Annotated in this window: 27 protein-coding genes and 1 tRNA gene; 17 read left to right on the forward strand and 11 right to left on the reverse strand. The window is 70.7% G+C overall.

Translation table 11 applies throughout. From position 1 onward, the window contains the following. Positions 1 to 31 precede the first annotated feature (31 nt). From clpS to ACZ7EC_RS04975, 8 genes are all read left to right on the forward strand, one after another. The gene (clpS, locus tag ACZ7EC_RS04940; protein ID WP_059249785.1) at positions 32 to 349 is read left to right on the forward strand and encodes an ATP-dependent Clp protease adapter ClpS; all 318 of its coding nucleotides are present in this window, start codon (positions 32 to 34) and stop codon (positions 347 to 349) included. A gap of 12 nt (positions 350 to 361) precedes the next feature. Beyond that, a complete protein-coding gene (locus ACZ7EC_RS04945; RefSeq protein ID WP_471058110.1) occupies positions 362 to 967 on the forward strand; it encodes a DUF2017 domain-containing protein in 606 nt (201 codons plus the stop codon). Positions 968 to 1295: 328 nt separating this feature from the next. After that, complete coding sequence (locus tag ACZ7EC_RS04950; protein WP_471058112.1) at positions 1296 to 2729, forward strand: amino acid permease; 1434 nt, start codon at positions 1296 to 1298, stop codon at positions 2727 to 2729. A 144-nt stretch (positions 2730 to 2873) separates the two neighbouring features. Beyond that, on the forward strand, positions 2874 to 3296 hold the full coding sequence (locus tag ACZ7EC_RS04955) for a M67 family metallopeptidase (protein WP_471058115.1): 423 nt from the start codon (positions 2874 to 2876) through the stop codon (positions 3294 to 3296). Between the two features lie 185 nt (positions 3297 to 3481). Beyond that, positions 3482 to 3760: a MoaD/ThiS family protein gene (locus tag ACZ7EC_RS04960; RefSeq protein WP_471058117.1), complete on the forward strand. Its 279-nt coding sequence runs from the start codon at positions 3482 to 3484 to the stop codon at positions 3758 to 3760. 16 nt (positions 3761 to 3776) lie between these two features. Continuing rightward, the gene (locus ACZ7EC_RS04965) at positions 3777 to 4727 is read left to right on the forward strand and encodes a PLP-dependent cysteine synthase family protein (protein WP_471058120.1); all 951 of its coding nucleotides are present in this window, start codon (positions 3777 to 3779) and stop codon (positions 4725 to 4727) included. 268 nt (positions 4728 to 4995) lie between these two features. Continuing rightward, positions 4996 to 7083: a putative Ig domain-containing protein gene (locus ACZ7EC_RS04970; protein WP_471058123.1), complete on the forward strand. Its 2088-nt coding sequence runs from the start codon at positions 4996 to 4998 to the stop codon at positions 7081 to 7083. 185 nt (positions 7084 to 7268) lie between these two features. Next, positions 7269 to 7703 (forward strand): hypothetical protein, encoded by a 435-nt coding sequence (locus ACZ7EC_RS04975; RefSeq protein WP_471058126.1) that lies wholly within the window; start codon positions 7269 to 7271, stop codon positions 7701 to 7703. Positions 7704 to 7764: 61 nt separating this feature from the next. Here the strand turns inward: ACZ7EC_RS04975 and ACZ7EC_RS04980 are convergent, their stop codons facing one another. Next, positions 7765 to 8238 carry a type II toxin-antitoxin system PemK/MazF family toxin gene (locus ACZ7EC_RS04980; protein ID WP_471058129.1) on the reverse strand — a complete coding sequence of 158 codons (474 nt, stop codon included), beginning with the start codon at positions 8236 to 8238 and terminating at the stop codon, positions 7765 to 7767. 243 nt (positions 8239 to 8481) lie between these two features. Between ACZ7EC_RS04980 and ACZ7EC_RS04985 the strand changes: the two genes are divergently transcribed. Then, on the forward strand, positions 8482 to 9234 hold the full coding sequence (locus ACZ7EC_RS04985; RefSeq protein ID WP_471058132.1) for an MBL fold metallo-hydrolase: 753 nt from the start codon (positions 8482 to 8484) through the stop codon (positions 9232 to 9234). Positions 9235 to 9299: 65 nt separating this feature from the next. On the opposite strand, the gene ACZ7EC_RS04990 is transcribed toward ACZ7EC_RS04985, so the two are convergent. Continuing rightward, entirely contained in the window at positions 9300 to 10565 is a 1266-nt protein-coding gene (locus ACZ7EC_RS04990) for a PTS transporter subunit EIIC (RefSeq protein WP_471058135.1), read from the reverse strand. Positions 10566 to 10744: 179 nt separating this feature from the next. Then, positions 10745 to 12025 carry a PTS transporter subunit EIIC gene (locus ACZ7EC_RS04995; RefSeq protein WP_471058137.1) on the reverse strand — a complete coding sequence of 427 codons (1281 nt, stop codon included), beginning with the start codon at positions 12023 to 12025 and terminating at the stop codon, positions 10745 to 10747. A 195-nt stretch (positions 12026 to 12220) separates the two neighbouring features. Between ACZ7EC_RS04995 and ACZ7EC_RS05000 the strand changes: the two genes are divergently transcribed. The 3 genes from ACZ7EC_RS05000 (at position 12221) to ACZ7EC_RS05010 (ending at position 13739) form a co-directional block, all read left to right on the forward strand. Next, on the forward strand, positions 12221 to 12454 hold the full coding sequence (locus tag ACZ7EC_RS05000) for a PTS sugar transporter subunit IIB (RefSeq protein WP_361248011.1): 234 nt from the start codon (positions 12221 to 12223) through the stop codon (positions 12452 to 12454). Positions 12455 to 12541: 87 nt separating this feature from the next. Continuing rightward, complete coding sequence (gene rph, locus ACZ7EC_RS05005) at positions 12542 to 13276, forward strand: ribonuclease PH (RefSeq protein ID WP_471058141.1); 735 nt, start codon at positions 12542 to 12544, stop codon at positions 13274 to 13276. A 76-nt stretch (positions 13277 to 13352) separates the two neighbouring features. Further along, positions 13353 to 13739: a hypothetical protein gene (locus tag ACZ7EC_RS05010; protein ID WP_471058144.1), complete on the forward strand. Its 387-nt coding sequence runs from the start codon at positions 13353 to 13355 to the stop codon at positions 13737 to 13739. 18 nt (positions 13740 to 13757) lie between these two features. Here ACZ7EC_RS05010 and ACZ7EC_RS05015 read toward each other — a convergent pair whose 3' ends face one another. Genes ACZ7EC_RS05015 through ACZ7EC_RS05030 form a run of 4 tightly spaced genes read right to left on the reverse strand, consistent with a single transcriptional unit; the run spans position 13758 to position 16998 of the window. Continuing rightward, on the reverse strand, positions 13758 to 14396 hold the full coding sequence (locus ACZ7EC_RS05015; protein WP_471058147.1) for a DUF1707 SHOCT-like domain-containing protein: 639 nt from the start codon (positions 14394 to 14396) through the stop codon (positions 13758 to 13760). Positions 14397 to 14405: 9 nt separating this feature from the next. Further along, the gene (locus tag ACZ7EC_RS05020) at positions 14406 to 15377 is read right to left on the reverse strand and encodes an ABC transporter ATP-binding protein (RefSeq protein WP_471058150.1); all 972 of its coding nucleotides are present in this window, start codon (positions 15375 to 15377) and stop codon (positions 14406 to 14408) included. Positions 15378 to 15383: 6 nt separating this feature from the next. After that, positions 15384 to 16148: an ABC transporter permease gene (locus ACZ7EC_RS05025; protein WP_471059710.1), complete on the reverse strand. Its 765-nt coding sequence runs from the start codon at positions 16146 to 16148 to the stop codon at positions 15384 to 15386. A 49-nt stretch (positions 16149 to 16197) separates the two neighbouring features. Continuing rightward, positions 16198 to 16998, reverse strand: coding sequence for an ABC transporter permease (locus tag ACZ7EC_RS05030; protein WP_471058153.1), 801 nt, complete (start codon positions 16996 to 16998; stop codon positions 16198 to 16200). 953 nt (positions 16999 to 17951) lie between these two features. Here ACZ7EC_RS05030 and ACZ7EC_RS05035 point away from each other — a divergent pair. Continuing rightward, entirely contained in the window at positions 17952 to 20651 is a 2700-nt protein-coding gene (locus ACZ7EC_RS05035) for a transglycosylase domain-containing protein (RefSeq protein ID WP_471059712.1), read from the forward strand. A gap of 14 nt (positions 20652 to 20665) precedes the next feature. Here ACZ7EC_RS05035 and ACZ7EC_RS05040 read toward each other — a convergent pair whose 3' ends face one another. The 3 genes from ACZ7EC_RS05040 to ACZ7EC_RS05050 form a co-directional block, all read right to left on the reverse strand. Then, entirely contained in the window at positions 20666 to 20983 is a 318-nt protein-coding gene (locus ACZ7EC_RS05040) for a DMT family transporter (protein ID WP_471058156.1), read from the reverse strand. Between the two features lie 189 nt (positions 20984 to 21172). After that, entirely contained in the window at positions 21173 to 21532 is a 360-nt protein-coding gene (locus tag ACZ7EC_RS05045; RefSeq protein WP_037651486.1) for a GroES family chaperonin, read from the reverse strand. 69 nt (positions 21533 to 21601) lie between these two features. Continuing rightward, positions 21602 to 21928, reverse strand: a complete 327-nt coding sequence (locus tag ACZ7EC_RS05050) for a DUF3618 domain-containing protein (RefSeq protein WP_471058159.1) — start codon at positions 21926 to 21928, stop codon at positions 21602 to 21604. 102 nt (positions 21929 to 22030) lie between these two features. Between ACZ7EC_RS05050 and bcp the strand changes: the two genes are divergently transcribed. From bcp to ACZ7EC_RS05070, 4 genes are all read left to right on the forward strand, one after another. Then, on the forward strand, positions 22031 to 22498 hold the full coding sequence (gene bcp / locus ACZ7EC_RS05055; RefSeq protein ID WP_471058162.1) for a thioredoxin-dependent thiol peroxidase: 468 nt from the start codon (positions 22031 to 22033) through the stop codon (positions 22496 to 22498). A gap of 137 nt (positions 22499 to 22635) precedes the next feature. Next, positions 22636 to 23295 (forward strand): HNH endonuclease signature motif containing protein, encoded by a 660-nt coding sequence (locus ACZ7EC_RS05060; protein ID WP_471058165.1) that lies wholly within the window; start codon positions 22636 to 22638, stop codon positions 23293 to 23295. Continuing rightward, positions 23292 to 23957: an HNH endonuclease gene (locus tag ACZ7EC_RS05065; protein ID WP_471058168.1), complete on the forward strand. Its 666-nt coding sequence runs from the start codon at positions 23292 to 23294 to the stop codon at positions 23955 to 23957. The genes ACZ7EC_RS05060 and ACZ7EC_RS05065 overlap by 4 nt, the downstream gene beginning before the upstream one ends. A gap of 25 nt (positions 23958 to 23982) precedes the next feature. Continuing rightward, a tRNA-Leu gene (locus tag ACZ7EC_RS05070) sits at positions 23983 to 24055 on the forward strand. Between the two features lie 55 nt (positions 24056 to 24110). Here the strand turns inward: ACZ7EC_RS05070 and rdgB are convergent. Beyond that, positions 24111 to 24713: an RdgB/HAM1 family non-canonical purine NTP pyrophosphatase gene (rdgB, locus tag ACZ7EC_RS05075; protein WP_471058171.1), complete on the reverse strand. Its 603-nt coding sequence runs from the start codon at positions 24711 to 24713 to the stop codon at positions 24111 to 24113. Between the last annotated feature and the right edge of the window lie 98 nt (positions 24714 to 24811).

The raw sequence follows: 24811 nt of genomic DNA on the forward strand, positions 1-24811 counted from the left end.
CAGTGTGACGATTTCCGGGGCCCGTGGCAGCATGGGCACTGTGACGTCACCCGCGCCCGTAGAGATCGAACGCACCGAGTCGGCGGAGGAGGTCTTCGCCGTACCCGAGCCCGACGTCCCCTGGGTCACCATCGTGCACAACGACCCGGTCAACCTCATGAGCTACGTGACGTACGTCTTCCAGACGTACTTCGGCTACTCCAAGGACAAGGCCACCAAGCTCATGCTCGACGTCCACCACAAGGGCCGGGCGGTCGTCTCCAGCGGAAGCCGCGAGGAGATGGAGCGCGACGTGCAGGCGATGCACGGCTACGGTCTGTGGGCCACCCTCCAGCAGGACCGGAAGTAGCGACCCGATCACATGCCCGGACACTTCGAACCGCTCCCCGGCGGCGGCGCGGCCGTCGCACTCGACGACGTCGAGATCTCCATCATCCGCTCGCTCGCCGTCCAGCTCCTGGAGCTGATCGGACCGGGCCCCGGCGCGGACGCCCCCAGCGACCCGCTCGCCGAGCTGTTCGCACAGGGGCCGAGCGAGCCGCCCGCCGACCCGGTGCTGCGCCGCCTCTTCCCGGACGCCTACTGCGACCCGGAGCAGGCCCCGGACTCGCCCGCCCGCGCCGAGGAGCGGCGCGCGCACTCCGCCGAGTTCCGCCGCTTCACGGAGAACGACCTGAGGGCCGGCAAGCGGGAGAACGCGCTCGCGGTGATCCGCAGCCTGGACGCCCTCGCCCCGGTGGACGAGGGCGGCGCCGTGCTGAAGCTGTCCCCCGAGGAGTCCCGGCGCTGGCTCGGCTCGCTGAACGATCTGCGCCTCGCGATCGGCTCCCGGCTGGAGATCGCGGACGACGACGACACCGAGCTGCTCTACCGGCTCCCCGACGAGGACCCGCGCAAGCCGATGGTGATGGCCTATCTGTGGCTCGGCGGCCTCCAGGAGACCCTGGTGTCGACCCTTATGCCGTGATTCCGGCGACTTCGGGGATTTGGGCGTTCGCTCAGCGGACGCTCAAATCCGGATAACGATCCCGTCACCGTTGCGGCCTGATTTGCCGTATTCACTCGCTCTTTGTCCGCTTTTCCCTGTGAAGCGCGCCACATTCCCACCCCGCGATCAATATTGCGGTCGTGATAAATCTTCACGACCGCCCGGCGAACACCACCCTTGTTCGGCCGGGTGCGCCACCGAGCCGACGACCGTCGGCCAGGCAACGACTCCATCAATCCGGGGGGATTCGAAACCCGGTCCGCGGCCGACGAAAGGCCGGGACCGGAATGGAGAAAGGCGCACCACCATGACCTCAGCGCAGGTCGACCAGCGTTCCGACGGCACCGAGTCCGCGCGGGCGGAGGGCGGCGAGGGCGAGGGTTATCAGCGCGGGCTCGGCTCCCGCCAGATCCAGATGATCGCCATCGGCGGTGCCATCGGCACCGGTCTGTTCCTCGGCGCGGGCAAGGGCATTTCCAAGGCGGGACCCAGCCTGATCCTGGCGTACGCCATCGCGGGCCTCGTCATCTTCTTCATCATGCGCGCGCTCGGCGAACTGCTGATGTACCGCCCGGTCTCCGGCTCCTTCTCGGAGTACGCGCGCGAGTTCATCGGTCCCTTCGCGGGCTTTGTCACCGGCTGGACGTACTGGCTGTTCTGGGTGGTCACCGGCATCACCGAGGTCACGGCCGCGGCCGCCTACATGACGTACTGGTTCAGCATCCCGCAATGGGCCTCGGCGCTGATCTTCACGATCGTGCTCTACACCGCCAACCTGATCTCCGTGAAGCTTTTCGGCGAACTGGAGTTCTGGTTCTCCATGGTCAAGGTGACCGCGATCATCGGCATGATCCTGATCTGCGCGGGCATCCTGACGATCGGCTTCTCCGACGCCGGCGACACCGCCTCGGTGAGCCACCTGTGGAACGAGGGCGGCTTCTTCCCGCACGGCGTCGGCGGCACCCTGATGACGCTCCAGATGGTCATGTTCGCCTTCCTCGCCGTCGAACTGGTCGGGGTGACCGCGGGCGAGTCCAAGGACCCCAAGAAGGTGCTGCCCAAGGCGATCAACACCGTGCCGTGGCGGATCGCCGTCTTCTACGTCGGCGCGCTGATCATGATCCTGTCGGTGGTGCCGTGGACCGAGTTCCACGCCGGGGTGAGCCCCTTCGTGGCCGCCTTCCAGAAGATGGGCCTGTCGGTCGGTGCCGGCATCGTCAACTTCGTGGTCCTGACGGCCGCGCTGTCCTCCTGCAACTCGGGCATGTACTCCACCGGCCGGATGCTGCGTGACCTGGCGCTCAACAGCCAGGGCCCCAAGCTGTTCACCAAGCTGACGCCGAGCGGAACCCCCCTCGTCGGCACCACGTTCTCCGCCGCGCTGATGCTCGTCGGCGTCTGGATCAACTACCAGTGGCCGGGCAAGGCGTTCGACTACGTGGTCTCCTTCGCGACCATCTCCGGCATGTGGGCGTGGATCGTCATCCTCATCTGCCACATCCGCTACCGCAGGGCGTCCGACCGCGGGCTGCTGCCCCGCTCGGAGTTCCGGGCCCCCGGCGCCCCGTACGCCAGCGTCCTCGCGCTGCTGTTCATCGGCATGGTGATCGTGCTGATGGGCATCGACAAGGACGCCAGGGTCTCGCTGTACTGCGCGCCGCTGTGGGGCGCGATCCTCGGTGTCTCGTACGCGGTGCTCAAGCGCCGCAACCCGCAGGCCGCGGCCTTCGCCAAGCGCTGACGCCACCGCCGGACCCCCACCGGGACGTCCGGCCGCCGGGAGCACTCGTGGCGCCCCCGGCGGCCGCCGCTCAGGACGTCCAGCATGCGGGCCGTCTCGTACCATCCCTCGGTACGAGACGGCCCTCTGTCTATCCTGGCCACCATGCTGACCATCACCCGCGCCCTCTACGACCAGATCGTCGCCCATGCCCGCAAGGACCACCCCGACGAGGCGTGCGGCGTCGTCGCGGGGCCGGCCGGCGCGGACCGCCCCGAGCGGTTCGTCGCGATGCTGAACGCGGCCATGTCGCCGACCTTCTACGAGTTCGACTCCGGCGATCTGCTCAAGCTCTACCGGGAACTGGACGACCGCGACGAGGAGCCGGTGGTCATCTACCACTCGCACACCGCGACCGAGGCGTACCCCTCCCGCACGGACATCTCGTACGCCAACGAGCCCGGCGCCCACTACGTCCTGGTCTCCACCGCGGACACCGACGGCCTCGGCGAGTTCCAGTTCCGGTCCTTCCGGATCGTGGACGGAGAGGTCACCGAGGAGGAGGTCAGGGTCGTCGAAACCTACTGATCTCAGAATGCGAGCGAGATTCGTCCGCCAGATGGGATCACATTCGGGTCCAGTGACCGGGAATCGATACGATGAGCCCATGGTTACGACTGTGGTGCGCGCCCTCGGCCTCTGAGGAGGTGCGCTCCTCGGCTGGCGTACCGAGCCCGCAGCCCCGAAGACCCTTCCGACAGGAGCCCGCAACCATGGCCATCGAGGTCCGCATCCCGACCATCCTCCGCACGTACACCGACGGCCAGAAGGCCGTGGAGGGCAGCGGGAACACCCTCGCCGAGCTGTTCACCGACCTGGAGAGCCGGTACCCGGGCATCCAGGCCCGCATCGTGGACGGCGACCAGCTGCGCCGGTTCGTCAACGTCTACCTGAACGACGAGGACGTCCGCTTCCTGGACGGCATCAACACCAAGCTGTCCGACGGCGACAACGTCACGATCCTGCCGGCCGTCGCCGGCGGGATGCGCTGATCGGCCGCTGAGCAGCATGCGCTACGACTCCCCGCTGGCCGCGGTGGGCAACACCCCTCTGGTGCGCCTGCCGCGGCTGTCGCCGTCCCCCGAGGTCCGCATCTGGGCGAAGCTGGAGGACCGCAACCCCACCGGCTCGGTCAAGGACCGGCCGGCGCTGCACATGATCGAGCAGGCGGAGAAGGACGGCCGGCTCACCCCCGGCTGCACCATCCTGGAGCCGACCTCCGGCAACACCGGCATCTCGCTGGCCATGGCGGCCAAGCTCAAGGGGTACCGGATGGTGTGCGTGATGCCGGAGAACACCTCCCAGGAGCGCCGGGACCTGCTCGGCATGTGGGGCGCCGAGATCATCTCCTCGCCGGCCGCGGGCGGCTCGAACACCGCGGTACGGGTGGCCAAGGAGCTGTCGGCCGAGCACCCCGACTGGGTGATGCTCTATCAGTACGGCAACCCGGACAACGCGGGCGCGCACTACGCCACCACCGGCCCGGAGATCCTCGCCGACCTGCCCTCGGTCACCCACTTCGTCGCGGGCCTCGGCACCACCGGCACCCTGATGGGCGTCGGCCGCTATCTGCGCGAGCACAAGCCGGACGTGCGTATCGTGGCTGCCGAGCCGCGCTACGACGACCTGGTCTACGGCCTGCGCAATCTGGACGAGGGCTTCGTCCCCGAGCTGTACGACGCCTCCGTGCTCACCACCCGCTTCTCCGTGGGCTCCGCCGACGCGGTCACCCGCACCCGTGAACTCCTCCAGCAGGAGGGCATCTTCGCGGGCATCTCCACCGGCGCCGCCCTGCACGCGGCCATCGGCGTCGGCCGCAAGGCGGTCAAGGCGGGCGAGTGCGCCGACATCGTCTTCGTCGTGGCCGACGGCGGCTGGAAGTACCTCTCCACCGGCGTCTACACGGCCGCCACCACGGAGGCGGCCATCGACACCCTCCAGGGCCAGCTCTGGGCCTGAGTTCCGGCCGGATTACGTCTCAAGCGCTCACCAGCCCCCTCTCACGAGGGGGCTAAGCCGTTCCTATGGACGAGCAAAGAATTCCGTCCGGTACTGCCCGGTAGTCGGCAGCCGGGGCTAGGTTCCTCCCGCACCCTGTCATGTCACGTTCAGCGGACACGGCGAGTGTCTGAGGTGTCATGCTCATGACTGCGTGGTCGCCGCTACGCGCGTCACGGGCTGCCAACCAGTGCGAGAAACCCCACTTCCCGATGGAGGCAGTACCCACATGCGTGAGTCACGCCCGAGCGGGCGCACCCGAAGTGCGCGAAGACTTCTGGCCGTCGCCTTTCCCGCTCTCTCCCTGACCGTCGCCGGATTCGCCGCCGCGCCGACGGCCGGCGCGGCCCAGCCCGCCGTCGCGGCCCACCCGGCGACCAGCAAGGTCACCACGAACAACCAGGCGCTGACCGCCCCCCAGCGGCAGACCTTCCACTCGACCGGCAAGGCCGGGCAGAAGGTCCCCACGACCCATCTGTGCGCCGCGGACCACACGCCGGGCCACGTGTCCTGCTTCGCCCAGCGCCGCACGGACATCAAGCAGAAGCTGGCCGCGGCGATCACGCCGAACGCCACGCCGTCCGGCCTCTCCCCGGCCAACCTGCACAGCGCCTACAACCTGCCCACCACGGCCGGTTCGGGCATGACCGTGGGCATCGTCGACGCCTTCAACGACCCCAACGCCGAGTCGGACCTGGCCACTTACCGGTCCCAGTACGGCCTCTCCGCCTGCACCAAGGCCAACGGCTGCTTCAAGCAGGTCAGCCAGACCGGCTCCACCACCTCGCTGCCGACCAACGACAGCGGCTGGGCCGGCGAAGAGATGCTCGACATCGACATGGTCAGCGCGGTCTGCCCGAACTGCAACATCGTCCTCGTGGAGGCCAACTCGGCCACCGACGCGGACCTGGGCGCGGCCGAGAACGAGGCCGTCGCGCTGGGCGCCAAGTTCGTCTCCAACAGCTGGGGCGGCTCCGAGAGCTCCTCGCAGACCAGCGAGGACAGCCAGTACTTCAAGCATCCCGGCGTCGCGATCACCGTCTCCGCGGGTGACTCCGGCTACGGTGCCGAGTACCCGGCGACCTCCCAGTACGTGACCGCCGTGGGCGGCACCGCCCTCAGCACCGCCTCCAACTCCCGTGGCTGGAGCGAGTCGGTGTGGAACACCAGCTCCACCGAGGGCACCGGCTCCGGCTGCTCGGCGTACGACCCGAAGCCGAGCTGGCAGACCGACTCCGGCTGCTCCAAGCGCATGGAGTCCGACGTCTCCGCGGTCGCCGACCCGGCCACCGGTGTGGCGGTCTACGACACCTACGGCGGCAGCGGCTGGGCGGTCTACGGCGGCACCAGCGCCTCCTCGCCGATCATCGCCAGCGTCTACGCGCTCGCGGGCACGCCGGGCTCCGGCGACTACCCGGCGAAGTACCCCTACAGCCACACCGGCAACCTGAACGACGTGACGAGCGGCTCCAACGGCTCCTGCTCCACGGCGTACTACTGCAAGGCGCAGACCGGCTACGACGGCCCGACCGGCTGGGGCACCCCGAACGGCACCACCGCCTTCACCGCGGGCGGCAGCACCGGCGGCAACACCGTCTCCGTCACCAATCCGGGCAACCAGTCGACCACGACCGGCAGCTCCGTCAGCCTCTCGATCAAGGCGTCGGACAGCGCCGGCGCGGCCCTGACCTACAGCGCCTCCGGCCTGCCGGCCGGCCTGTCGATCAACAGCTCCACCGGCGTGATCTCCGGCACCGCGTCCACCGCGGGCACCTACCAGGTCACCGTCACGGCGACCGACTCCACCGGCGCCACCGGCTCCACCTCCTTCACCTGGACGGTGAGCACCAGCGGTGGCGGCGGCTGCTCCTCGACGCAGCTTCTGGCGAACCCCGGCTTCGAGTCGGGCAACACCGGCTGGACCGCCTCCAGCGGCGTCATCACCAACGACAGCGGTGAGGCGGCCCACGGCGGTTCGTACAAGGCATGGCTGGACGGCTACGGCACCTCGCACACCGACTCCGTGTCCCAGTCGGTGACGATCCCCGCGGGCTGCAAGGCCACCCTGTCCTTCTACCTGCACGTCGACACCGCGGAGACCAGCACCAGCACCGCGTACGACAAGCTGACGGTCACCGCCGGTTCGACCACCCTGGCCTCGTACTCGAACCTGAACGCGTCCACGGGCTACGTGCAGAAGACCTTCGACCTGTCCTCGCTGGCGGGCCAGACGGTCACCCTGAAGTTCAACGGCGTGGAGGACTCCTCGCTGCAGACCAGCTTCGTCGTGGACGACACGTCCCTGACCACCAGCTGATCACCCGCGCCGCTCAGGCCACCTGAACCACCTGGACCACCCTGCGATCCCGCACGCGGAATTCCGCGTGCGGGATCCGTTCGTCGGCCGGTTCTTCGCCCGGCGGCGGGATCCGTCCGGGGCCGCGGTACGTCCCATCCGTACCAGGCGGGCCGACCGGCGGCCCCGCGGAAAGGCGGTCCCCCATGCGCCGTACGACACTTCTCGCCCTCGCGGCCACCCCGCTGCTCCTCGCGGGCTGCGGCACCCACACCGCTTCCACCGGCAGTGCGAAGGTCACCCCGGTCCCCGGCGGCCCGGTCTGCCGCGACCAGGTGCGGCTGACGGCCGCCGACAGCGGCCGTACCCTCTGCGTGGCCAAGGGCGGAGAGATACGGCTCAGCCTCGGCGGCACCAAGGAGCGCCCCTGGAAGCCGGTCACCGTCACCGGCGGCGCCCTCAAGGCGGTCAACTCCGGCCTCGTCATCCGGCCCGGCGACGCCGAGGCCGCCTACCAGGCGAGCGCGCCCGGCACCGGAAAGCTCACGTCCTCCCGCCCGATGTGCGCCACCGACCCCGGCCGGATGTCCTGCAAGGGCATCCAGGAGTGGACGGTCACCGTGACGGTGAAAAGCAACTGACGCGCCGCCAGGGCCTCTCGTGCGGATCATGCCGGGCCCGACATGATCCACGCGGAAGGCCCTAGCGGGCGAGGTGGCGCACCTGGTCCCACAGGACCGGGTCGACCACTCCCACCCGGCGGCGGAAGTCGCCCACCGGTACCTCGCGCAGCTCGTCGGTCTGGAGGAAGCTCGGGCGGCCCCGCGCGTCGCCCACCGCGCCGGGCGGCAGCGGGATCACCCCGGCGCGCTCGTCGTGGTACTTGGTGGTGATCTTCGCGACCGTGGCCCGGTCCCCGCGCACCGCCAGCACCAGGCAGGGCCGGTCCTTGACCTCCGCGCGGCCCTCGTACGGCACGTTCGCCCACCAGATGTCACCGGGGGAGGGAAGCCTGCCGTGCGCCGGCGGCGCGTGCCGCTCCCTGGTGCCGGCCCGGCCTGGCGGCCGCAGCCGCCGGCCGCCGGGCCGGCGCCCGCGGCCCCAGCCGTCGATGACCGTGGCCACCAGCGCGAGCAGCACCACCGCGGCGAGCGCCAGCCACCAGGACGTGTCCATACGACGACGTTACCGGCGCGCGGCCCGAGACGCGCGCCCTTGTCCGGATCCCGTGCGCCCCCAGGCCAGCCGAACCGGTGACAGCACAGGTGAGTTCGCCCACAACGGCCCCTGGCGAAGGAGCGACCCGCCTCCGGGCGCCGTACGCTCGACGGACCGCACGACCCCCGTCAGCCCTTTCGGGGTTCCCTGTCTCCGGGGACCCTCGGCCCACCTGTCCTCGCCTACGGAGGTTTCTGCTTCATGAAGCTCACCGTCGTCGGCTGCTCGGGGTCGTTCCCGTCCGCGGAATCGGCCTGTTCGAGCTACCTCGTCGAGGCCGACGGCTTCCGGCTGCTTCTCGACATGGGCAACGGCGCCCTGGGCGAGCTGCAGCGCCACTGCGGTCTCTACGACCTCGACGCGATCTTCCTCAGCCATCTGCACGCCGATCACTGCATCGACATGCTCGGGTACTTCGTGGCGCGCTACTACCGCCACGACGGTGGCCGCTGCCCCGCGCTGCCGGTCTACGGACCCGAGCGCACCGAGCACCGTCTGACCACGGCGCACGGCGACACGCCCGCCGCCTCCTCGATGGGCGAGGTCTTCGACTTCCGCACCGTCAAGCCGGCCACGTTCGAGATCGGCCCCTTCACGGTGCACACCGACCGGGTCCGCCACCCCGTGGAAGCGTTCGGCATCCGCATCGAGCACGGGGGCAGGTCCCTCACGTACTCCGGGGACACCGGGGTCACCCCCGTACTGGACGAGCTGGCCCGCGACGCCGACCTGTTCCTGTGCGAGGCGGCGTTCACGTACGGCAAGGAGGACATCCCCGATCTCCATCTCAACGGCCGCGAGGCCGGCGAGACCGCCACCCGCGCCGGCGCCCGCCGCCTGGTCCTGACCCACATCGCCCCCTGGACCGACGCGGAGGTCAACCTCCGCGACGCCCGCGAGGCCTTCGCCGGTCCGGTGGAACTGGCGGTACAGGGCGCGGTGTACGAGGTCTGAGGGACGGTACGCGCACGAAGGCCCCGGAACCTCGATGGTTCCGGGGCCCTCGTCCTGCGCGGGTACTACTTGGCCTCGGCCTTCTGGAGTTCGGCGAGTTCCTCGTCGGACTCACGGCCCGGAGTGGGCAGGTTGAACTTGGTGATGGCGAAGCGGAAGACGACGTAGTACACGGCGCCGAAGCACACGCCGACCAGGGCCAGGCCCCACGGGTTGCTCGCGATGCCCAGGTTCAGCAGGAAGTCGATCGCGCCGGCGGAGAAGCCGAAGCCGTCCTTCATGCCCAGCGCCCAGGTCAGCGCCAGCGAGACACCGGTGAGCACCGCGTGGATCGCGTACAGGGCCGGTGCGATGAACATGAACGTGAACTCGATGGGCTCCGTGACACCGGTGACGAAGGACGTCAGCGCGAGCGAGAGCATCATGCCGCCGACGACCTTGCGGCGCTCGGGGCGGGCGCAGTGCACGATGGCGAGGCAGGCGGCCGGCAGGCCGAACATCATGATCGGGAAGAAGCCGGTCATGAACTGGCCCGCGGTCGGGTCACCGGCCAGGAAGCGGGCGATGTCGCCGCTCTTGCCGTGGTACTCGCCGGCCTGCAGCCAGGGGAAGGAGTTCAGCAGGTGGTGCATGCCGATCGGGAGCAGCGCGCGGTTGGCGACACCGAAGATGCCCGCGCCGACCGCGCCCGAGCCGACCAGCCACTCGCCGAAGTTGTGCAGACCCGTGCCGAGGATCGGCCATATGTAGCCGAAGACGATGCCGAGCACCAGCCCGGCGAAGGCCGAGAGGATCGGGACGAGCCGGCGACCGCCGAAGAAGCCCGCCCAGTCGGGCAGCTTGGTGCGGTAGAACCGCTGGTAGATCAGGGCGACGACGAGGCCCATCACCACGCCGCCGAGGACCTTGGCGTCCGCCGCGGCGTTGACCATGACGACCTTGCCGTCGACGGCGGTGGCCACCTTCGGCAGGCTCTTGTCGGTGAACGTGCCCAGGACGTTCTTGAAGACCAGGTAGCCGACGACCGCGGCGAGCCCCGTCGAGCCGTCCGACTTCTTCGCGAAGCCGATCGCGATGCCGACCGCGAACAGCAGCGGCATGTTGTCGAGGATGGCGTTGCCGCCCGCGGCCATGAAGGACGCGATCTTCGTCAGGAACGCCGGGAAGTCCGGGCGGCCCAGCATGTCGGTGTTGCCGAGGCGGACCAGGAGGGCGGCGGCCGGCAGTACCGCCACCGGCAGCATCAGGCTGCGGCCGATGCGCTGCAGCACGGCCATCACGCCGGCGCCCTTCTTCTTCTCGGCCGCCGGAGCGGTGGTCGCCGTGGTCACGTGTTCCTCCAGTAGGCAAGGCGCCGCCCGGGAACCATGGAAGGGGACGGCAGCGTCTCTGGTCTACACCACTTACTGGTGTAGACCTGTTGTAGCACGATGAAGGTGCCGTAAGGAACCGCGAATTCCGCGACGGGAACGCTACGCGCGGTGGCCGCCGGGCGGGCGGCCGGGCGGTGTCAGAGTTCCGCCGCGTCCTCGGCCTCGGCCTCCGGCTCACGGCCCGGCGTCCTGAGGTCGAACCGGGTGATCGCGAAGCGGAAGACGGCGTAGTAGACCACCGCGAAGCACAGGCCGATCGGGATGATCAGCCAGGGCCTGGTCGCCAGGTGCCAGTTGATGACGTATTCGATCAGCCCCGCCGAGAAGCTGAAGCCGTCGTGCACCCCGAGCGCCCACGTCACCGCCATGGACACCCCGGTGAGCACCGCGTGGACCGCGTACAGGGCCGGCGCGATGAACATGAACGAGTACTCGATCGGCTCGGTGATCCCCGTGACGAACGACGTCAGCGCCACCGACAGCATCAGCCCGCCCACCTCCTTTCGGCGGTGCGGCTTCGCGCAGTGCGTGATCGCCAGCGCCGCGGCCGGCAGCGCGAACATCATGATCGGGAAGAACCCGGAGGTGAACTGGCCCGCGTGCGGATCGCCCGCCAGGAACATGCTGATGTCACCGTGCACCACCGTCCCGTCCGGCTGCCGGTAACTGCCGAACTGGAACCAGATGGGCACGTTCAGGAACTGGTGCAGGCCCACCACCAGCAGCGCCCGGTTGGTGACGCCGAACAGCCCGGCCCCCCACGCCCCGGCCGCGTGCAGCCAGCGGCTGAAGCTCTCCAGCCCCGCGCCGATCGGCGGCCACACCCACAGGCACAGCGCCGCGAACAGGATGGCCGCGAACGCCATGAGGATCGGGACCAGGCGGCGCCCGTTGAAGAAGCCGAGCCAGTCCACCAGCCGCGTCCGGTGGAACCGCGCCCACAGGAACGCGGCCAGCAGACCCAGCACGATCCCGCCGAAGACCCCCGGATTCTGGAAGGTGAACGCCGCCACCGTCCCGTCCCCGGCCCGGCAGCCGATCCCCGGCAGCTCCCTCGAACCGGCCGGGCAGTCCGCCGGGAACTGGTGCAGCACCCCGTAGTAGACGAGGAAGCCCGCGACCGCCGCGAGCGCCGTGGAGCCGTCCGACTTCTTCGCCATGCCGATCGCCACGCCCACGCAGAACAGCAGCGGCAGCCCCAGCGAACCGTCCAGCAGCGCCCCGCCCGCTCCCCGCATCACCTGCGCGACCGTCGTCCAGCCCAGCCCGTCCGCGCCGACCACACCCGGCTGCCCGAGCCCGATCAGCAGACCCGCGGCCGGCAGCACCGCGATCGGCAGCTGAAGACTGCGCCCCATCTTCTGCATGCCCTGGAACAGCCGGCCCCAGCGCTCCCGCGCCACGCTCCCCTCGCTCATGGGCGTCCTCCGGCCGCTCGACGGCCACTCGACTCGGCGCGGTTTGGCGACCGTCCCTCCGCTGGTGTAGACCAGTTGCCCGGACGGTTCCGCTGTCGTGATCGCCATCCTTCGGCACGGACGGCATGACCGCTCGCGAAGATGGGCCAACTGTGGGTTACTGCGACTAAGCGGTTCGGATCAGGGAGAAGCAACATGGCCAGCAAGGCTGAGAAGATCGTCGCCGGCCTCGGCGGGATCGACAACATCGAGGAGATCGAGGGCTGCATCACCCGGCTGCGCACCGAGGTGTCCGACCCCTCGCTGGTGGACGACGCCGCCCTGAAGGCCGCCGGCGCCCACGGCGTCGTCAAGATGGGTACCGCCGTCCAGGTCGTCATCGGCACCGACGCCGACCCGATCGCCGCGGAGATCGAAGACATGATGTGAGACCCGGACCGGGCCGGGATTCACCGGTGAGGGGCTCCTTCCGACGCGGGAGGAGCCCCTTCCGCATCTACGGCTAGGCTCCATGCCATGTCTCGCATCGACGGCCGTACCCCCGATCAGCTCCGCCCGGTCACCATCGAACGCGGATGGAGCAAGCACGCCGAGGGCTCCGTCCTCGTCTCCTTCGGCGACACCAGGGTCTTCTGCACCGCCTCCGTCACCGAGGGCGTCCCGCGCTGGCGCAAGGGCAGCGGTGAGGGCTGGGTCACCGCGGAATACTCCATGCTGCCCCGCGCCACCAACACCCGCGGCGACCGCGAGTCGGTCAAGGGCCGCATCGGCGGCCGCACCCACGAGATCTCCCGGCTCATCGGCCGCTCGCTGCGCGCCGTCATCGACTACAAGGCGCTCGGCGAGAACACCATCGTCCTCGACTGCGACGTCCTCCAGGCCGACGGCGGCACCCGCACGGCGGCCATCACCGGCGCGTACGTCGCCCTCGCCGACGCCGTCACCTGGGCACGCGGCAAGAAGCTGATCAAGGCCGGCCGGCAGCCGCTGACCGGCACGGTGAGCGCGGTCTCCGTCGGCATCGTCGGCGGCGTCCCCCTCCTCGACCTGTGCTACGAGGAGGACGTGCGCGCCGAGACCGACATGAACGTCGTCTGCACCGGCGACGGCCGCTTCGTCGAGGTCCAGGGCACGGCGGAGGCGGAGCCGTTCGCCCGCGACGAGCTGAACGCGCTGCTCGACCTCGCGGTCGGCGGCTGCGACGCGCTGGCCGCGCACCAGCGGGCGGCGCTGGCGGCCACGCTCGCGTAACGGGCAACCCGGTGGCCCCTCCCCGCGTCCTACCTCTACGCAGCGCAGCGACATCCCTGGGGAGGGGAACATCATCATGGCCGCCAGCCGAGGCCGTCTCGCCGTCATCGCGGTGACCGCCGTACTCGCCGCCCCTCTCGTCGGCGGCTGCGACACCGCGCACCAGGCGATGGACTGCGTGCACACCGCCGACACCATCGCCGACGGCGTGACGCGTCTGCAGCAGGCGGTGGAGAACGCCGCGCACGATCCGAAGCAGGCCGATTCCGCGCTCGACGCGATCGAGAGGAACGTGCGCAAGATCGGGGACAAGACGGCCGACGCCGACGTCGACAAGGCCGTGGACGATCTCGACAAGGCGGTGGGCCGGGTGCGCACGGCCATCCGCAACGGGGACCGGACACCGGATGTGGGGCCGGTGACGGATGCGGCGGGAGAGCTGACGAAGGGGTGCGCGAAGTAATCGGGTGCGGGTGCGTGGCTAGTCGCGCACTTCTCCGCGTCTCCTCGGGGCGCGTTTGCGCTCCACCCCCACACCGCCCCAGAACGCGAAGCCCCCGATGACCACCCTCGGGGCGCCCGGCTCCGGTGGGCCGTCGTCGTCCGGCTGCTCGAACGCGCCCATGATCCCGAGGCCCCGTACGACGACCTCGACGCCCGGCGGCACGGTCACCTGGACACCGCCCATGACCGCCACGATGTCGATCTCCACCTCACCCGCGGCGAAGTTCGCGTCCCGCAGGTCGAGTTCGGCGCCGCCCAGGAACGCCAGGCACTTGAAACGCCTGGGCACGGTCCAGCGGCCCTTGCGCTCGAAGCCGGACAGGATGGCGACGCCGCCCGAGGAGGTGCCCTCGCCGCCGACGATGCGGGAGGCCCAACTGCCGCCGGCCACCGGCTGCTTGGTGAAGGAGACCGGCGCCGCGGCCGCGCTCGCGGGCAGATCGCGGGTGAGCGGGGCCAGCTCGCCGTACGTACGCGCCCGGTACGCCGCCTCCAGCCGTTCCTCGAACTCGCCCATGTCAAGGCGCCCTTCGGCGAGGGCGTCGCGCAGCACCCCGGCGACCCGATCCCGGTCGGCGTCGGAGGCGCGGAGTTCCGGACGTGCGTCGTCGGTCATGGCAGCAGCCTACGAGACCGCCTTCTCCGCGTACATCTTGGCGATGACGGCCTCGATGTCCGGCTCCCGCACCGACAGGTCCACCAGCGGATAGCGCGCCGCGAGATCGGCGACCAGCGGCGCCGCCGACCGCCCCGCCGGGAACGCCAGCCACTGCCGGGGCCCCTCCACCCGCACCACCCGCGCCGACGGCACATCCACCGGCGGCAGCTCCCGCTCCAGGTCCACCACCAGGGTCCGCTCGCTCTCCCCGGCCTCGTGCAGCCCGGTGAGCGGACCGTCGTACATCAGCCGGCCGTGGTCGATCACCATCACCCGTGAGCACAGCTGCTCGATGTCCTGGAGGTCGTGCGTGGTCAGCAGCACGGTCGTACCGCTCGCGGCGTTCAGCTCCCGCAGGAAGCCCCGCACCTTGGCCTTGGAGACGACGTCCAGGCCGATCGTCGGCTCGTCCAGGTACAGCACCTCCGGGTCGTGCAGCAGTGCCGCCGCGATGTCCCCGCGCATCCGCTGCCCCAGCGAGAGCTGGCGCACCGGGGTGTCCAACAGGGTGCGCAGCTCCAGGAGTTCGACCAGCCGGTCCAGGTTCTCCCGGTAGCGGGCGTCCGGGATGCGGTACATGCGGTGCGCGAGCCGGTAGGAATCGAGCAGCGGCAGGTCCCACCACAGCGTGGTGCGCTGCCCGAACACCACCCCGATCCGGTGCGCGAGCCGGCGGCGCTCGCGCGAGGGGTCGATACCCGCGACCCGCAGCCGGCCCCCGCTCGGCGTCAGGATGCCGGTCAGCATCTTGATCGTGGTCGACTTGCCCGCGCCGTTCGGCCCGATATAGCCCACCATCTCCCCGCGCGCCACGGTGAACGACAGCGAGTCCACCGCCCGCACCTCGTGCCGCTCCCGCTGGAGGAAACCGGTCTTGCGGCGCACCGAGAAGACCTTCTCCACCCCCTCCAGCGCGATGAAGTCGTCCATGACGTCCATGAGGTCCTAGCTCCCTGTGCTCCGGTACGAACGAAGTCCCGCCCGCCAGGCCAGCCCGGCCAGCGCGCAGCAGCCCGCCGACACCAGCGGGGTCGTCCAGGCCAGCCAGCCCGGCAGGTCCAGCGGATAGGGCCGCCCGAGGATGTAGCTCGCGGGCAGCCAGTTGACGAAGGCCAGCGGCAGCACGAACGTCACCCCGCGCACCAGGTCCTTCCCGAACACCGTCGGCGGGTACTGGAGCAGCGTCGTCCCGCCGTACGTGAAGGCGTTCTGCACCTCGGCCGCGTCCTGCGCCACGAACTGGAAGGCCGCCCCCGCCACGAACACCGCGCAGAAGATCCCGCAGCCGGCGAGCACCGCCAGCGGCATCAGCAGCACCCGGTCCGCGCTCCAGTCGACGTCCAGCCGGGTCAGCGCCCAGCCCAGCACCAGCGAGCCCTGGGCCAGCCGGCCCAGGCGCCGCAGCGCGAACCGGTCCGCCGCCACCTGCGCCAGTATCGGCGCGGGCCGCACCAGCAGCGCGTCCAGCGTGCCGTCCCGCAGCCGCCGCCCCAGCCGGTCCATCGAGCCGATCACCAGGTCCGCCAGGCCGAAGGAGACCGCCGACAGGCCGTACAGGAACGCCACCTCCGGCAGCGACCAGCCGCCGAGGGCACGCACCCGCGAGAACATCAGCATGATCGCGACGAAATCGAAGAAGGTCGCCGCGAAACTCCCGAACGTGGTCATCGCGAACGACGCCCGGTACGCCATCGTGGACCGGATCCACATCCCGGCGATCAGCCCGTACGCCCGCGCGCCCTCCGTGAGCCGCCCGCGCTCAGCCACCCTGCACCACCACCCGCCGCGTCGCCACCGACTGGAGCAGCCGCCCGGCACCGAGCAGCACCACGGCCCACGCCCCCTGGAACAGATAGGTGCGCGCCGGGTCCCCGTGCCCGAGCAGGATGTCCGCCGGCGCCTGGAGGAGCGAGGACCAGGGCAGGGCGCGTACGACGGTGCCGAGCGCCCCCGGAAACACGTTCAGCGGCAGCAGCATCCCCGAGCAGAAGTAGCCGAGCAGCCACGTCATCTGGCCCACCCCCGTGCCGTCCAGCAGCCAGAACGCGCTCAGCGCCACCAGATAGCGCAGGCCGAAGCCGACCAGCATCGCCAGCAGTACGGCCAGCAGGAACGCGGCCCAGGTGCCCGGATCCCGCGGCAGGTACGCGGGGAAGACCAGCGTGCCGAAGACGAACGGCACCACGCCCCGCCCCAGTAGCTGGAAGAACGCCCGGCCGAGGTCGGCGGCCAGCCACCACAGCTGGAGGTCGGCCGGCCGGTACAGATCGATCGCCACGTCCCCCGTGCGGATGCGTTCCATCAGTTCGTCCTCGACGCCCCCGCCGCTGATCGCGAGCGTCGACAGGAAGGCCTGCCCCAGCCACACATAGGTGACGGCCTGCGCCTGGTCGTATCCCCCCAGATGCGGTTTCAGGTCCCACAGGGCCTTGTAGGTGTAGACGAGAATGAGCCCGAAGACCGTATTGGTGAAGACCCCTGCCGCAGTGGCGGCCCGATACGTCGCGTACCGTCTGAATCCCCCTAACGCCACGGCCGCGTACAACCGTCCCGCGCCCACGTCAGTCGACCTCCTCGGACCGCTCGACACCGAAGCGCAGGAGCCTAGTCCGGAGGCCCGGCGGCCTGCCACGCATTTTGTGGCCGAAGCGTGCCGGAATCCGGGAACGGAACGCCAGGTGCGAGAGTCTTCAAACTGGGGGGCCGCAGAAGGCGTACGGGAACGTACGACGCGAAACAGGAGTCCGTGCACGAATGAGCGACGAGCCACAGCCGCAGCAGCCGAAGGAAGGCGTGGCACCGGATAAGCCGCTGCCGGCTGCGAGGCCCGGCAGCCCGACGCCGGGATCCCCCGCCACCCCTTCGGAGGGGGCCGGACGAGTGAAGGACACCGAGGAGCCGGAGACGCCCGAGGAGTCCGGGAAGACCGGGCAGGCCGAGGGGGCCGCGAGGACCGGAAGGTCCGGGGGGCGGGCCGGGGGTGCCCGCGAGACCGGGGGCGCCGGCAAGGCCGGGGCCGCCGGGAAGGCGCAGGGCGCCGGCGAGTCCCGAGGCGCGGGCAGGAGCCAGGGCGTGGCCGCGGGTGAGGACACGCCCGCCGGTGACCGCGGGGCCGCCCGCGACGCGGAAGCAGCGGCGTCCGACACGGCGCGGCGTTCCGTGCCCGCGCCCCAGGACCGTACGGCCTCCATCGCCCGTGCCCGGCAGGCGGCGCAGGACGCCCGCACCGACAAGGGCGGGGCCACGGCCGCCGGGGGCGAGGACACCGCCGGGCGCGGCGACTCCGGCAAGCCGTCCGGCACCGGCAAACCGTCTGGCACCGGCAAGCCGCAGGTGCCCGGCGCCCGTACGCCCGAGCAGCCGGCCGAGAGCACCCAGGTGCTGCGCCGCGTCACGCCCCCGCGGGCGCCCCGGGACGCCGGAAAGGGCTCCGCGAAGGACTCCGGCAAGCCCGGCAAGCCCGGTCAGCCCGGCACGTCCGGCCAGGACGCGCCGGCGCCCGAGACCACCCAGGTGCTCCGCCGCGTCAGCGCCCCGCGCAAGGGCGAACCGGGCGGCCCCGCCACGGCGGCTACGGCCGCGACCGGCGCCACCTCCCACACGACCGGTTCCCGGCCGGGCGGCGCCCGCGCGGCAGGCGCGGCCGCCGCCGGTGCCGCAGCCGCCGCCGGCACCGCCAAGGCGGCGGGCGCGGCGGGCACGGCCGGAGCCGCGGGCGCCGCGGGCTTCGCCGGTGCCGCGAACTCCGCGACCACCGCCGACGCCGCCGCCTCCGGCCCCCGTACCGGAACCGGCTCCGGCCCGACGCCCCCCGCCGCCGCGGACACCACCACCGCCACCGGCGCGGACGACGGCAAGGGCAAGAAGAAGGCCAAGAAACCCAAGCGCACCGGCTGGCGACGCCTCCTGCCGACCTGGAAGATGGTGCTCGGCGGCTTCGTCTTCGTCGTGCTCGCGGTCATCGGGCTGTTCCTCGTGGGCTACTCCCTCGTCGACATCCCGCCCGCCAACGCCCTCGCCACCAAGCAGGCGAACGTCTACCTCTACGCCGACGGCTCCCAGATCGCCCGCGACACCCGCGACAGCCAGGTCAACCGGGAGAAGGTCACCCTCTCCGAGGTCTCCAAGGACGCCCAGCACGCCGTACTGGCCGCCGAGGACCGCGACTTCTACACCGAGTCCGCCGTCGACCCCAAGGCGATGCTCCGCGCCGCCTGGAACACCGCGACCGGCAAGGGCAAGCAGTCCGGCTCCACGATCACCCAGCAGTACGTGAAGAACTACTACCTGGGCCAGGAGCAGACGGTCACCCGCAAGGCCAAGGAATTCTTCATCTCGATCAAGCTCGACCGGAACAAGTCCAAGGACGAGATCCTGGAGGGCTACCTCAACACCAGCTACTTCGGCCGCAACGCCTACGGCATCCAGGCCGCCGCCCAGGCCTACTACGGCCGCGACGCCAAGGACCTCGACCCGGCCCGCGCCGCCTACCTCGCCGCGCTCGTCAACGCGCCCAGCGAGTACGACGTCGTCGCGCACCCGGAGAACAAGTCCGCGGCCGTGGCCCGCTGGAACTACGTCCTGGACGGCATGGTCAAGCAGGGCTGGCTCAGCCAGTCCAAGCGCGCCGGGATGAAGTTCCCGATGCCGAAGGAGCAGACGCTGTCCACCGGCATGTCCGGCCAGCGCGGCTACCTCGTGGACGCCGTCAAGCACTACCTGATCGCCAACCACATCCTCGACTCCGACCAGTTGGAGGCCGGCGGCTACCGCATCACCACCACCATCCAGAAGGACAAGCAGGACGCCTTCGTCAAGGCGGTGGACGACCAGCTCGTCTCCAAGCTGGACAGGAAGAACAACAAGGTCGACAGCTACGTCCGGGCCGGCGGCGCCTCCGTCGACCCGAAGACCGGCCAGGTCGTCGCGATGTACGGCGGCATCGACTACGTGAAGCAGTACACCAACGGCGCGACCCGCGGTGACTTCCAGGTCGGCTCCACCTTCAAGCCGTTCGTCTTCACCTCCGCGGTGGAGAACGGGTCCACCACCCAGGACGGCCGCCGCATCACCCCGAACACCCAGTACGACGGCACCAACGAGCGCCCCGTCCAGGGCTGGAACGGCGGCGCCTACGCCCCGCAGAACGAGGACCAGAAGTCGTACGGCCAGATCACCGTCACCAAGGCCACCGACCTGTCGGTGAACGCGGTGTACGCGCAGATGGCGGTCGACGTCGGCCCGTCCAAGGTCAAGCAGACCGCGATCGACCTGGGCATCCCCGCGGACACCCCGGACCTCCAGCCGTACCCGTCCATCGCGCTCGGCCCCGCCACCGCCAGCGTCCTGGACATGGCGGAGGGGTACGCCACGCTCGCCAACCACGGCAAGCACGGCACGTACACCATGGTCAAGAAGATCACCCGCAACGGCACCGACGAGGTCAAGCTGCCCGACGCGCCCGTCAAGCAGGCCGTCAGCCGCAGCGCCGCCGACACCACCACCAGCATGCTCAAGAGCGTGGTCCAGGGCGGCACCGCCACCGCCGCGCAGGCCGCGGGCCGTCCGGCGGCCGGCAAGACCGGTACCGCGGAGAACGACACCGCCGCCTGGTTCGCCGGCTACACCCCCGACCTCGCCACGGTGGTCTCCGTGATGGGCCAGGACCCGGTGACCGCCAAGCACATGCCGCTGTACGGCGCGCTCGGCCAGGCCCGGATGAACGGTGGCGGCCCGCCCACCCAGATCTGGGCCCAGTACACCCACGACGCGCTGAAGAACACCCCGGCCTCGTCCTTCGACCTCCAGCTCCAGGAGGGCGCCGACCAGACGCAGCCGCCCGCTCCCGGCGACCCCAGCGCCTCCGCCACCACGGGCGGCGACACCGGCGCCTCCACCCAGCCGGGCGACAGCACGACCGGGGGTCCCACCGACGGCGGCACCACCGGTACCACCACCGACGGCGGCGCGACGACCGGCGGTGACACCACCGGCGGCACCACGGGCGGCGCCGGCACGGGCGGCGGCACGACCGGCCCCGACCCGGCCACCGTCGGCGGCGGCACGGGCGGCGATCCCACCACGGGCGGCGGCGGTACCGCGGCGGGCGGCGCACCCGGCGGCGGTACGGCCACCGGTGGCGGCGGTACGGCCACGGGCGGCGGCCCCGGCACCGCCGCCGGGGGCGGCCCCGGCGGGGGCCCCGGCACCTGACCCTCCGGTCCGCGCTAGCTGCTGGTCGCCTTCAGCCCCACGACGGCGACCAGCAGCAGACACACGAAGAAGATCCGGGCGGCGGTGACCGGCTCACCGAGCACCACCATGCCGAGCACCGCCGCCCCGGCCGCGCCGATACCGACCCACACCCCGTAGGCGGTACCGATGGGCAGAGAGCGGGCGGCGCAGGACAGCAGCAGCATGCTGGCGACGATCCCGGCACCGGTGAGCACACTGGGCAGCGGCCGGGTGAAACCCTCGCTGTACTTCATCCCGATCGACCAGCCCACTTCCAGCAGACCGGCCACGACAAGCAGAACCCAGGCCACGACGGCACCTCCGAGATGTGGGTTGTCTCTCTTGGGGGGTTTTGTTTTTGCCTGCATCTGGGGAGGGTGTTTCTTGTGGGGCTAGCTTGAAACCCGAGAAAACCCCCGGGGGGGGGGGGGGGGGGCCCCCCCCCCCCCCCCCCCCTCCGCGTTTTCCGGGTTTTCCGCGTTTTCGGGCCCGCTACGGCCTCACAGATACAGCCCGGTCGAGTCTTCGGACCCCTCGAAGCGGTCCGCGGCCACGGCGTGCAGGTCGCGCTCGCGCATCAGGACGTACGCCACGCCCCGCACCTCGACCTCGGCCCGGTCCTCCGGGTCGAACAGGACGCGGTCGCCGGGCTCCACGGTCCGTACGTTCTGGCCGACCGCGACGACCTCGGCCCAGGCCAGCCGGCGTCCAACCGCCGCGGTGGCCGGAATCAGAATGCCGCCGCCCGACCGCCGCTCGCCCTCACCGGTCTCCTGCTTGACCAGCACCCGGTCGTGCAGCATCCGGATGGGCAGCTTGTCGTGCTGCGGGGTGCTCTGCTCGTGTCTCTTGGCGCTCACGCCTCGAACCTACCTGCCTTCGACGCGTCCGTGACCCGCTGGGTGGCCGTCCTGCCCGGTGCTTCCGGCTCAGCGCCCGCGCTTGCGGGACAGGGCGACGAGGCCCACCACCCCGACCACCAGGAGCGCGACCGGCACGACCCGCTCCGCGCGGGGCCGGCCGTATTCGTCCGTGAACTGCGCCCTGACCTCGCTCACCACCCGGTTGACCTGCACATACGCACGTCCCACGGTGTGATCGATGTTCGCTGCGGCCTTGGCCTTCACGTCTCCGACGATCGTCTTCGGGTGCACCCGCACCCCGATCTCGTCGAGCGTCTCGGCCAGCACTTCGCGGCGGCGCCTGATGTCCGCCTCGATCTGCGCCGGGGTTCTGGTGTCCGCCGTGTCCGCCACCGTACGGCCTCCGAAGTCTGCCGAAATCTGCTGTCCTGTTCCGGACAGTCTGTCAGCTCCGGCCCGAGCCGCACCGCAAGGGGCCCCGGTTACGCTGGTCCGATGAGCGAGCGACTCCAGCCGGGGGACGTGGCCCCCGCCTTCACCCTCCCGGACGCCGACGGTAACGAGGTCTCCCTCGCGGACCACAAGGGCCGCAAGGTCATCGTGTACTTCTACCCCGCGGCGCTTACCCCCGGCTGCACCAAGCAGGCCTGCGACTTCACCGACAACCTCGACCTGCTGGCCGGCGCCGGCTACGACGTCATCGGCATCTCCCCGGACGCCCCGGAGAAACTGGCCGCGTTCCGCGAGAAGGAGTCCCTCAGGGTCACCCTCGTCGCCGACCCCGACAAGAAGGTCGCCGAGTCCTACGCCGCCTACGGCGAGAAGAAGAACTACGGCAAGACCTACCTGGGCATCATCCGCTCCACGATCGTGGTCGACGAGGACGGCAAGGTCTCCCACGCCTTCTACAACGTCCGCGCCACCGGCCATGTAGCGAAGATCATCAAGGATCTGGGCATCTGATCCCCGCACCATCCGCCGGCGGCCCGCACAGGTTGTTCCTGTGCGGGCCACTCCTTTTTTTGCCCTGCGTGACCGTCCGCCATTCGGGTCGTTAGTCCGTCCGGGGTGCGAACACGTGCCCGGACCGGAGGGGCTCGATGGGAGCCAGCGCGTACACCGAGGAGCGGCTGCAAGAGGCGGCCCGCGGGGCACGGACGTTGTCGGAGGCGTTGGAGAGGCTGGGGGTGGATCCGAGGAGCTCGACGCGTCGGTACCTCCTGGGGCGGATGAAGAAGCTCGGGGTGGATGTCTCCCACTTCGACCGGGAGGGAGTGAAGTGGACGAAGGAGCTGCTCGAGAAAGCCGTGTCCGCCTCTACGAACATGTGCGAGGTGCTGCGTCACCTCGGTCTGGAGGTCGTCGGCGGCCACCACACCCACATCAGCCGCAGGATCAAGGCGTACGGCATTGATACCGCGCACTTCCGGGTGTCCACACAGCAGGGGCGGACCGTGCGCGCCCGTACTCCGGAGTCCCTGCTCGTCGAGCAGCCTGCGGGCCGGGCCCGGCGCATCCCCGGCGACCGACTCAAGCGAGCGATGACGGGCCTGGGCGTACCGGAACGCTGCGCCCGCTGCGGCACGGAGCCGGTGTGGCGGGGTCGCCCGTTGCCGCTGGAGGTGGACCACATCGACGGCAACTGGCGGAACAACCGCATCGGGAACCTCCGGTTCCTCTGCCCCAACTGCCATTCGGTAACAGACAATTACCGCGGACGTGGCAAGAGACGGTGCCATACGCCGCCGAGCGCCCGATGAGCAGCGGCATGCGGTACACGCGTGAGCGGTTGACGGAAGCCGCCGAGCAGTGCGCGAACTTGGACGAAGTGATGGCCTTCTTCGGCACCCGGCCGTATGCCAATGCGGGCCGTCACCTCGCCAAGCGATTCGCTCACTTCGGCATCGACATCTCGCACTTCGACCACTGCGGCGCCCCGACCGGGCGCAAAGGCCGCCCTGCCGCCTCGGAACTGCGCGCCGCGGTGGCCGAGTCGACGTCCATCGCGGGAACGCTGCGCCGTCTTCAGCGCCCCGACACCAGCTCACAGCGCGCGCTGCTGCGCAGGTGGATCGCCGATGCGGACATCTCCACCGCACACTTCCTGGGGCGGGCGCACCACCGGGGCAAGACCGGCACGATCCGAGCGAAGCGCCCCGAGGACATCCTGGTCCGGCACGACGGCCGATACCGGACCCGAACCCGTCTGCTACGCCGCGCGCTGCGCGAGACGGGCGTACCGGAGCGATGCGCCGAATGCGGCGTCAGTTCCGAGTGGCTGGGAGATCCCATGACACTGGAGGTGGACCACATCGACGGTGACTGGAGCGACGATCGGCGGGAGAACCTGCGGTTGCTGTGCCCCAATTGCCACGCAACGACCAGCACCTGGTGCAGAGGGGGCGGACGCCGAACGGCCTAGCACAGTAGAGTGGGGCCCGACTCAAGCGCCCGTACGCCAACGGCCGAGCGGCGATCTTTAGGTGGTCGTGTTTGTCGGTTCGAATCCGACCGGGCGCACAGGCAGAGGCGGCCCCGCACCTTCATTCCAAAGGTGCGGGGCCGCCGCGTGAGATCAGCCGACCAGCTCCCGCACCGCCGGTACCAGCGCGCGGAACGCCTTGCCGCGGTGGCTGATGGCGTTCTTCTCGGCGGCGGTCAGTTCGGCGCAGGTGCGGGTGTCGCCCTCGGGCTGGAGGATCGGGTCGTAGCCGAAGCCGTTCGTGCCGGCGGGCTCGTGCCGCAGGGTGCCGCGCAGTCGGCCCTCCACCACGCGCTCCGTGCCGTCCGGCAGGGCCAGGGCGGCGGCGCAGGCGAAGTGGGCCGCGCGGTGTTCGGCGGCGATGTCGGAGAGCTGGGCGAGGAGCAGATCGAGGTTGGCCTTGTCGTCGCCGTGCCGGCCGGCCCAGCGGGCGGAGAAGATGCCGGGCGCGCCGTTCAGGACGTCGACGCACAGGCCGGAGTCGTCGGCGACCGCGGGCAGCCCGGTGGCCTGTGCCAGGGCGTGCGCCTTGAGCAGGGCGTTCTCGGCGAAGGTGACGCCGGTCTCCTTGACGTCGGGGATCTCGGGGTAGGCGTCGGCGCCGACCAGTTCATGGGGCAGCCCGGCGTCGGCCAGGATGGCCCTCAGCTCGGTGATCTTTCCGGCGTTGCGGGTGGCGAGGATCAGGCGGGTCATGCCGCCCAGTATTCCTCCCGGCCACCTCGCACCGCCGCCGGCCTCCCCGCACCGCCGCGGGCCGCCCGTCACGGACACCTTCCTCCGGCCGCCGGGCA

Source organism: Streptomyces sp. NPDC037203, from assembly GCF_055605065.1.

Excerpts from the sequence above, each read along its gene's own strand:
- clpS (WP_059249785.1), top strand. The coding sequence starts at position 32 with ATGGGCACTGTGACGTCACCCGCGCCCGTAGAGATCGAACGCACCGAG.
- ACZ7EC_RS04945 (WP_471058110.1), top strand. The coding sequence starts at position 362 with ATGCCCGGACACTTCGAACCGCTCCCCGGCGGCGGCGCGGCCGTCGCA.
- ACZ7EC_RS04950 (WP_471058112.1), top strand. The coding sequence starts at position 1,296 with ATGACCTCAGCGCAGGTCGACCAGCGTTCCGACGGCACCGAGTCCGCG.
- ACZ7EC_RS04955 (WP_471058115.1), top strand. The coding sequence starts at position 2,874 with ATGCTGACCATCACCCGCGCCCTCTACGACCAGATCGTCGCCCATGCC.
- ACZ7EC_RS04960 (WP_471058117.1), top strand. The coding sequence starts at position 3,482 with ATGGCCATCGAGGTCCGCATCCCGACCATCCTCCGCACGTACACCGAC.
- ACZ7EC_RS04965 (WP_471058120.1), top strand. The coding sequence starts at position 3,777 with ATGCGCTACGACTCCCCGCTGGCCGCGGTGGGCAACACCCCTCTGGTG.
- ACZ7EC_RS04970 (WP_471058123.1), top strand. The coding sequence starts at position 4,996 with ATGCGTGAGTCACGCCCGAGCGGGCGCACCCGAAGTGCGCGAAGACTT.
- ACZ7EC_RS04975 (WP_471058126.1), top strand. The coding sequence starts at position 7,269 with ATGCGCCGTACGACACTTCTCGCCCTCGCGGCCACCCCGCTGCTCCTC.
- ACZ7EC_RS04980 (WP_471058129.1), bottom strand. The coding sequence starts at position 8,238 with ATGGACACGTCCTGGTGGCTGGCGCTCGCCGCGGTGGTGCTGCTCGCG.
- ACZ7EC_RS04985 (WP_471058132.1), top strand. The coding sequence starts at position 8,482 with ATGAAGCTCACCGTCGTCGGCTGCTCGGGGTCGTTCCCGTCCGCGGAA.
- ACZ7EC_RS04995 (WP_471058137.1), bottom strand. The coding sequence starts at position 12,025 with ATGAGCGAGGGGAGCGTGGCGCGGGAGCGCTGGGGCCGGCTGTTCCAG.
- ACZ7EC_RS05000 (WP_361248011.1), top strand. The coding sequence starts at position 12,221 with ATGGCCAGCAAGGCTGAGAAGATCGTCGCCGGCCTCGGCGGGATCGAC.
- rph (WP_471058141.1), top strand. The coding sequence starts at position 12,542 with ATGTCTCGCATCGACGGCCGTACCCCCGATCAGCTCCGCCCGGTCACC.
- ACZ7EC_RS05010 (WP_471058144.1), top strand. The coding sequence starts at position 13,353 with ATGGCCGCCAGCCGAGGCCGTCTCGCCGTCATCGCGGTGACCGCCGTA.
- ACZ7EC_RS05015 (WP_471058147.1), bottom strand. The coding sequence starts at position 14,396 with ATGACCGACGACGCACGTCCGGAACTCCGCGCCTCCGACGCCGACCGG.
- ACZ7EC_RS05020 (WP_471058150.1), bottom strand. The coding sequence starts at position 15,377 with ATGGACGTCATGGACGACTTCATCGCGCTGGAGGGGGTGGAGAAGGTC.
- ACZ7EC_RS05025 (WP_471059710.1), bottom strand. The coding sequence starts at position 16,148 with ATGTGGATCCGGTCCACGATGGCGTACCGGGCGTCGTTCGCGATGACC.
- bcp (WP_471058162.1), top strand. The coding sequence starts at position 22,031 with ATGAGCGAGCGACTCCAGCCGGGGGACGTGGCCCCCGCCTTCACCCTC.
- ACZ7EC_RS05060 (WP_471058165.1), top strand. The coding sequence starts at position 22,636 with ATGGGAGCCAGCGCGTACACCGAGGAGCGGCTGCAAGAGGCGGCCCGC.
- ACZ7EC_RS05065 (WP_471058168.1), top strand. The coding sequence starts at position 23,292 with ATGAGCAGCGGCATGCGGTACACGCGTGAGCGGTTGACGGAAGCCGCC.
- rdgB (WP_471058171.1), bottom strand. The coding sequence starts at position 24,713 with ATGACCCGCCTGATCCTCGCCACCCGCAACGCCGGAAAGATCACCGAG.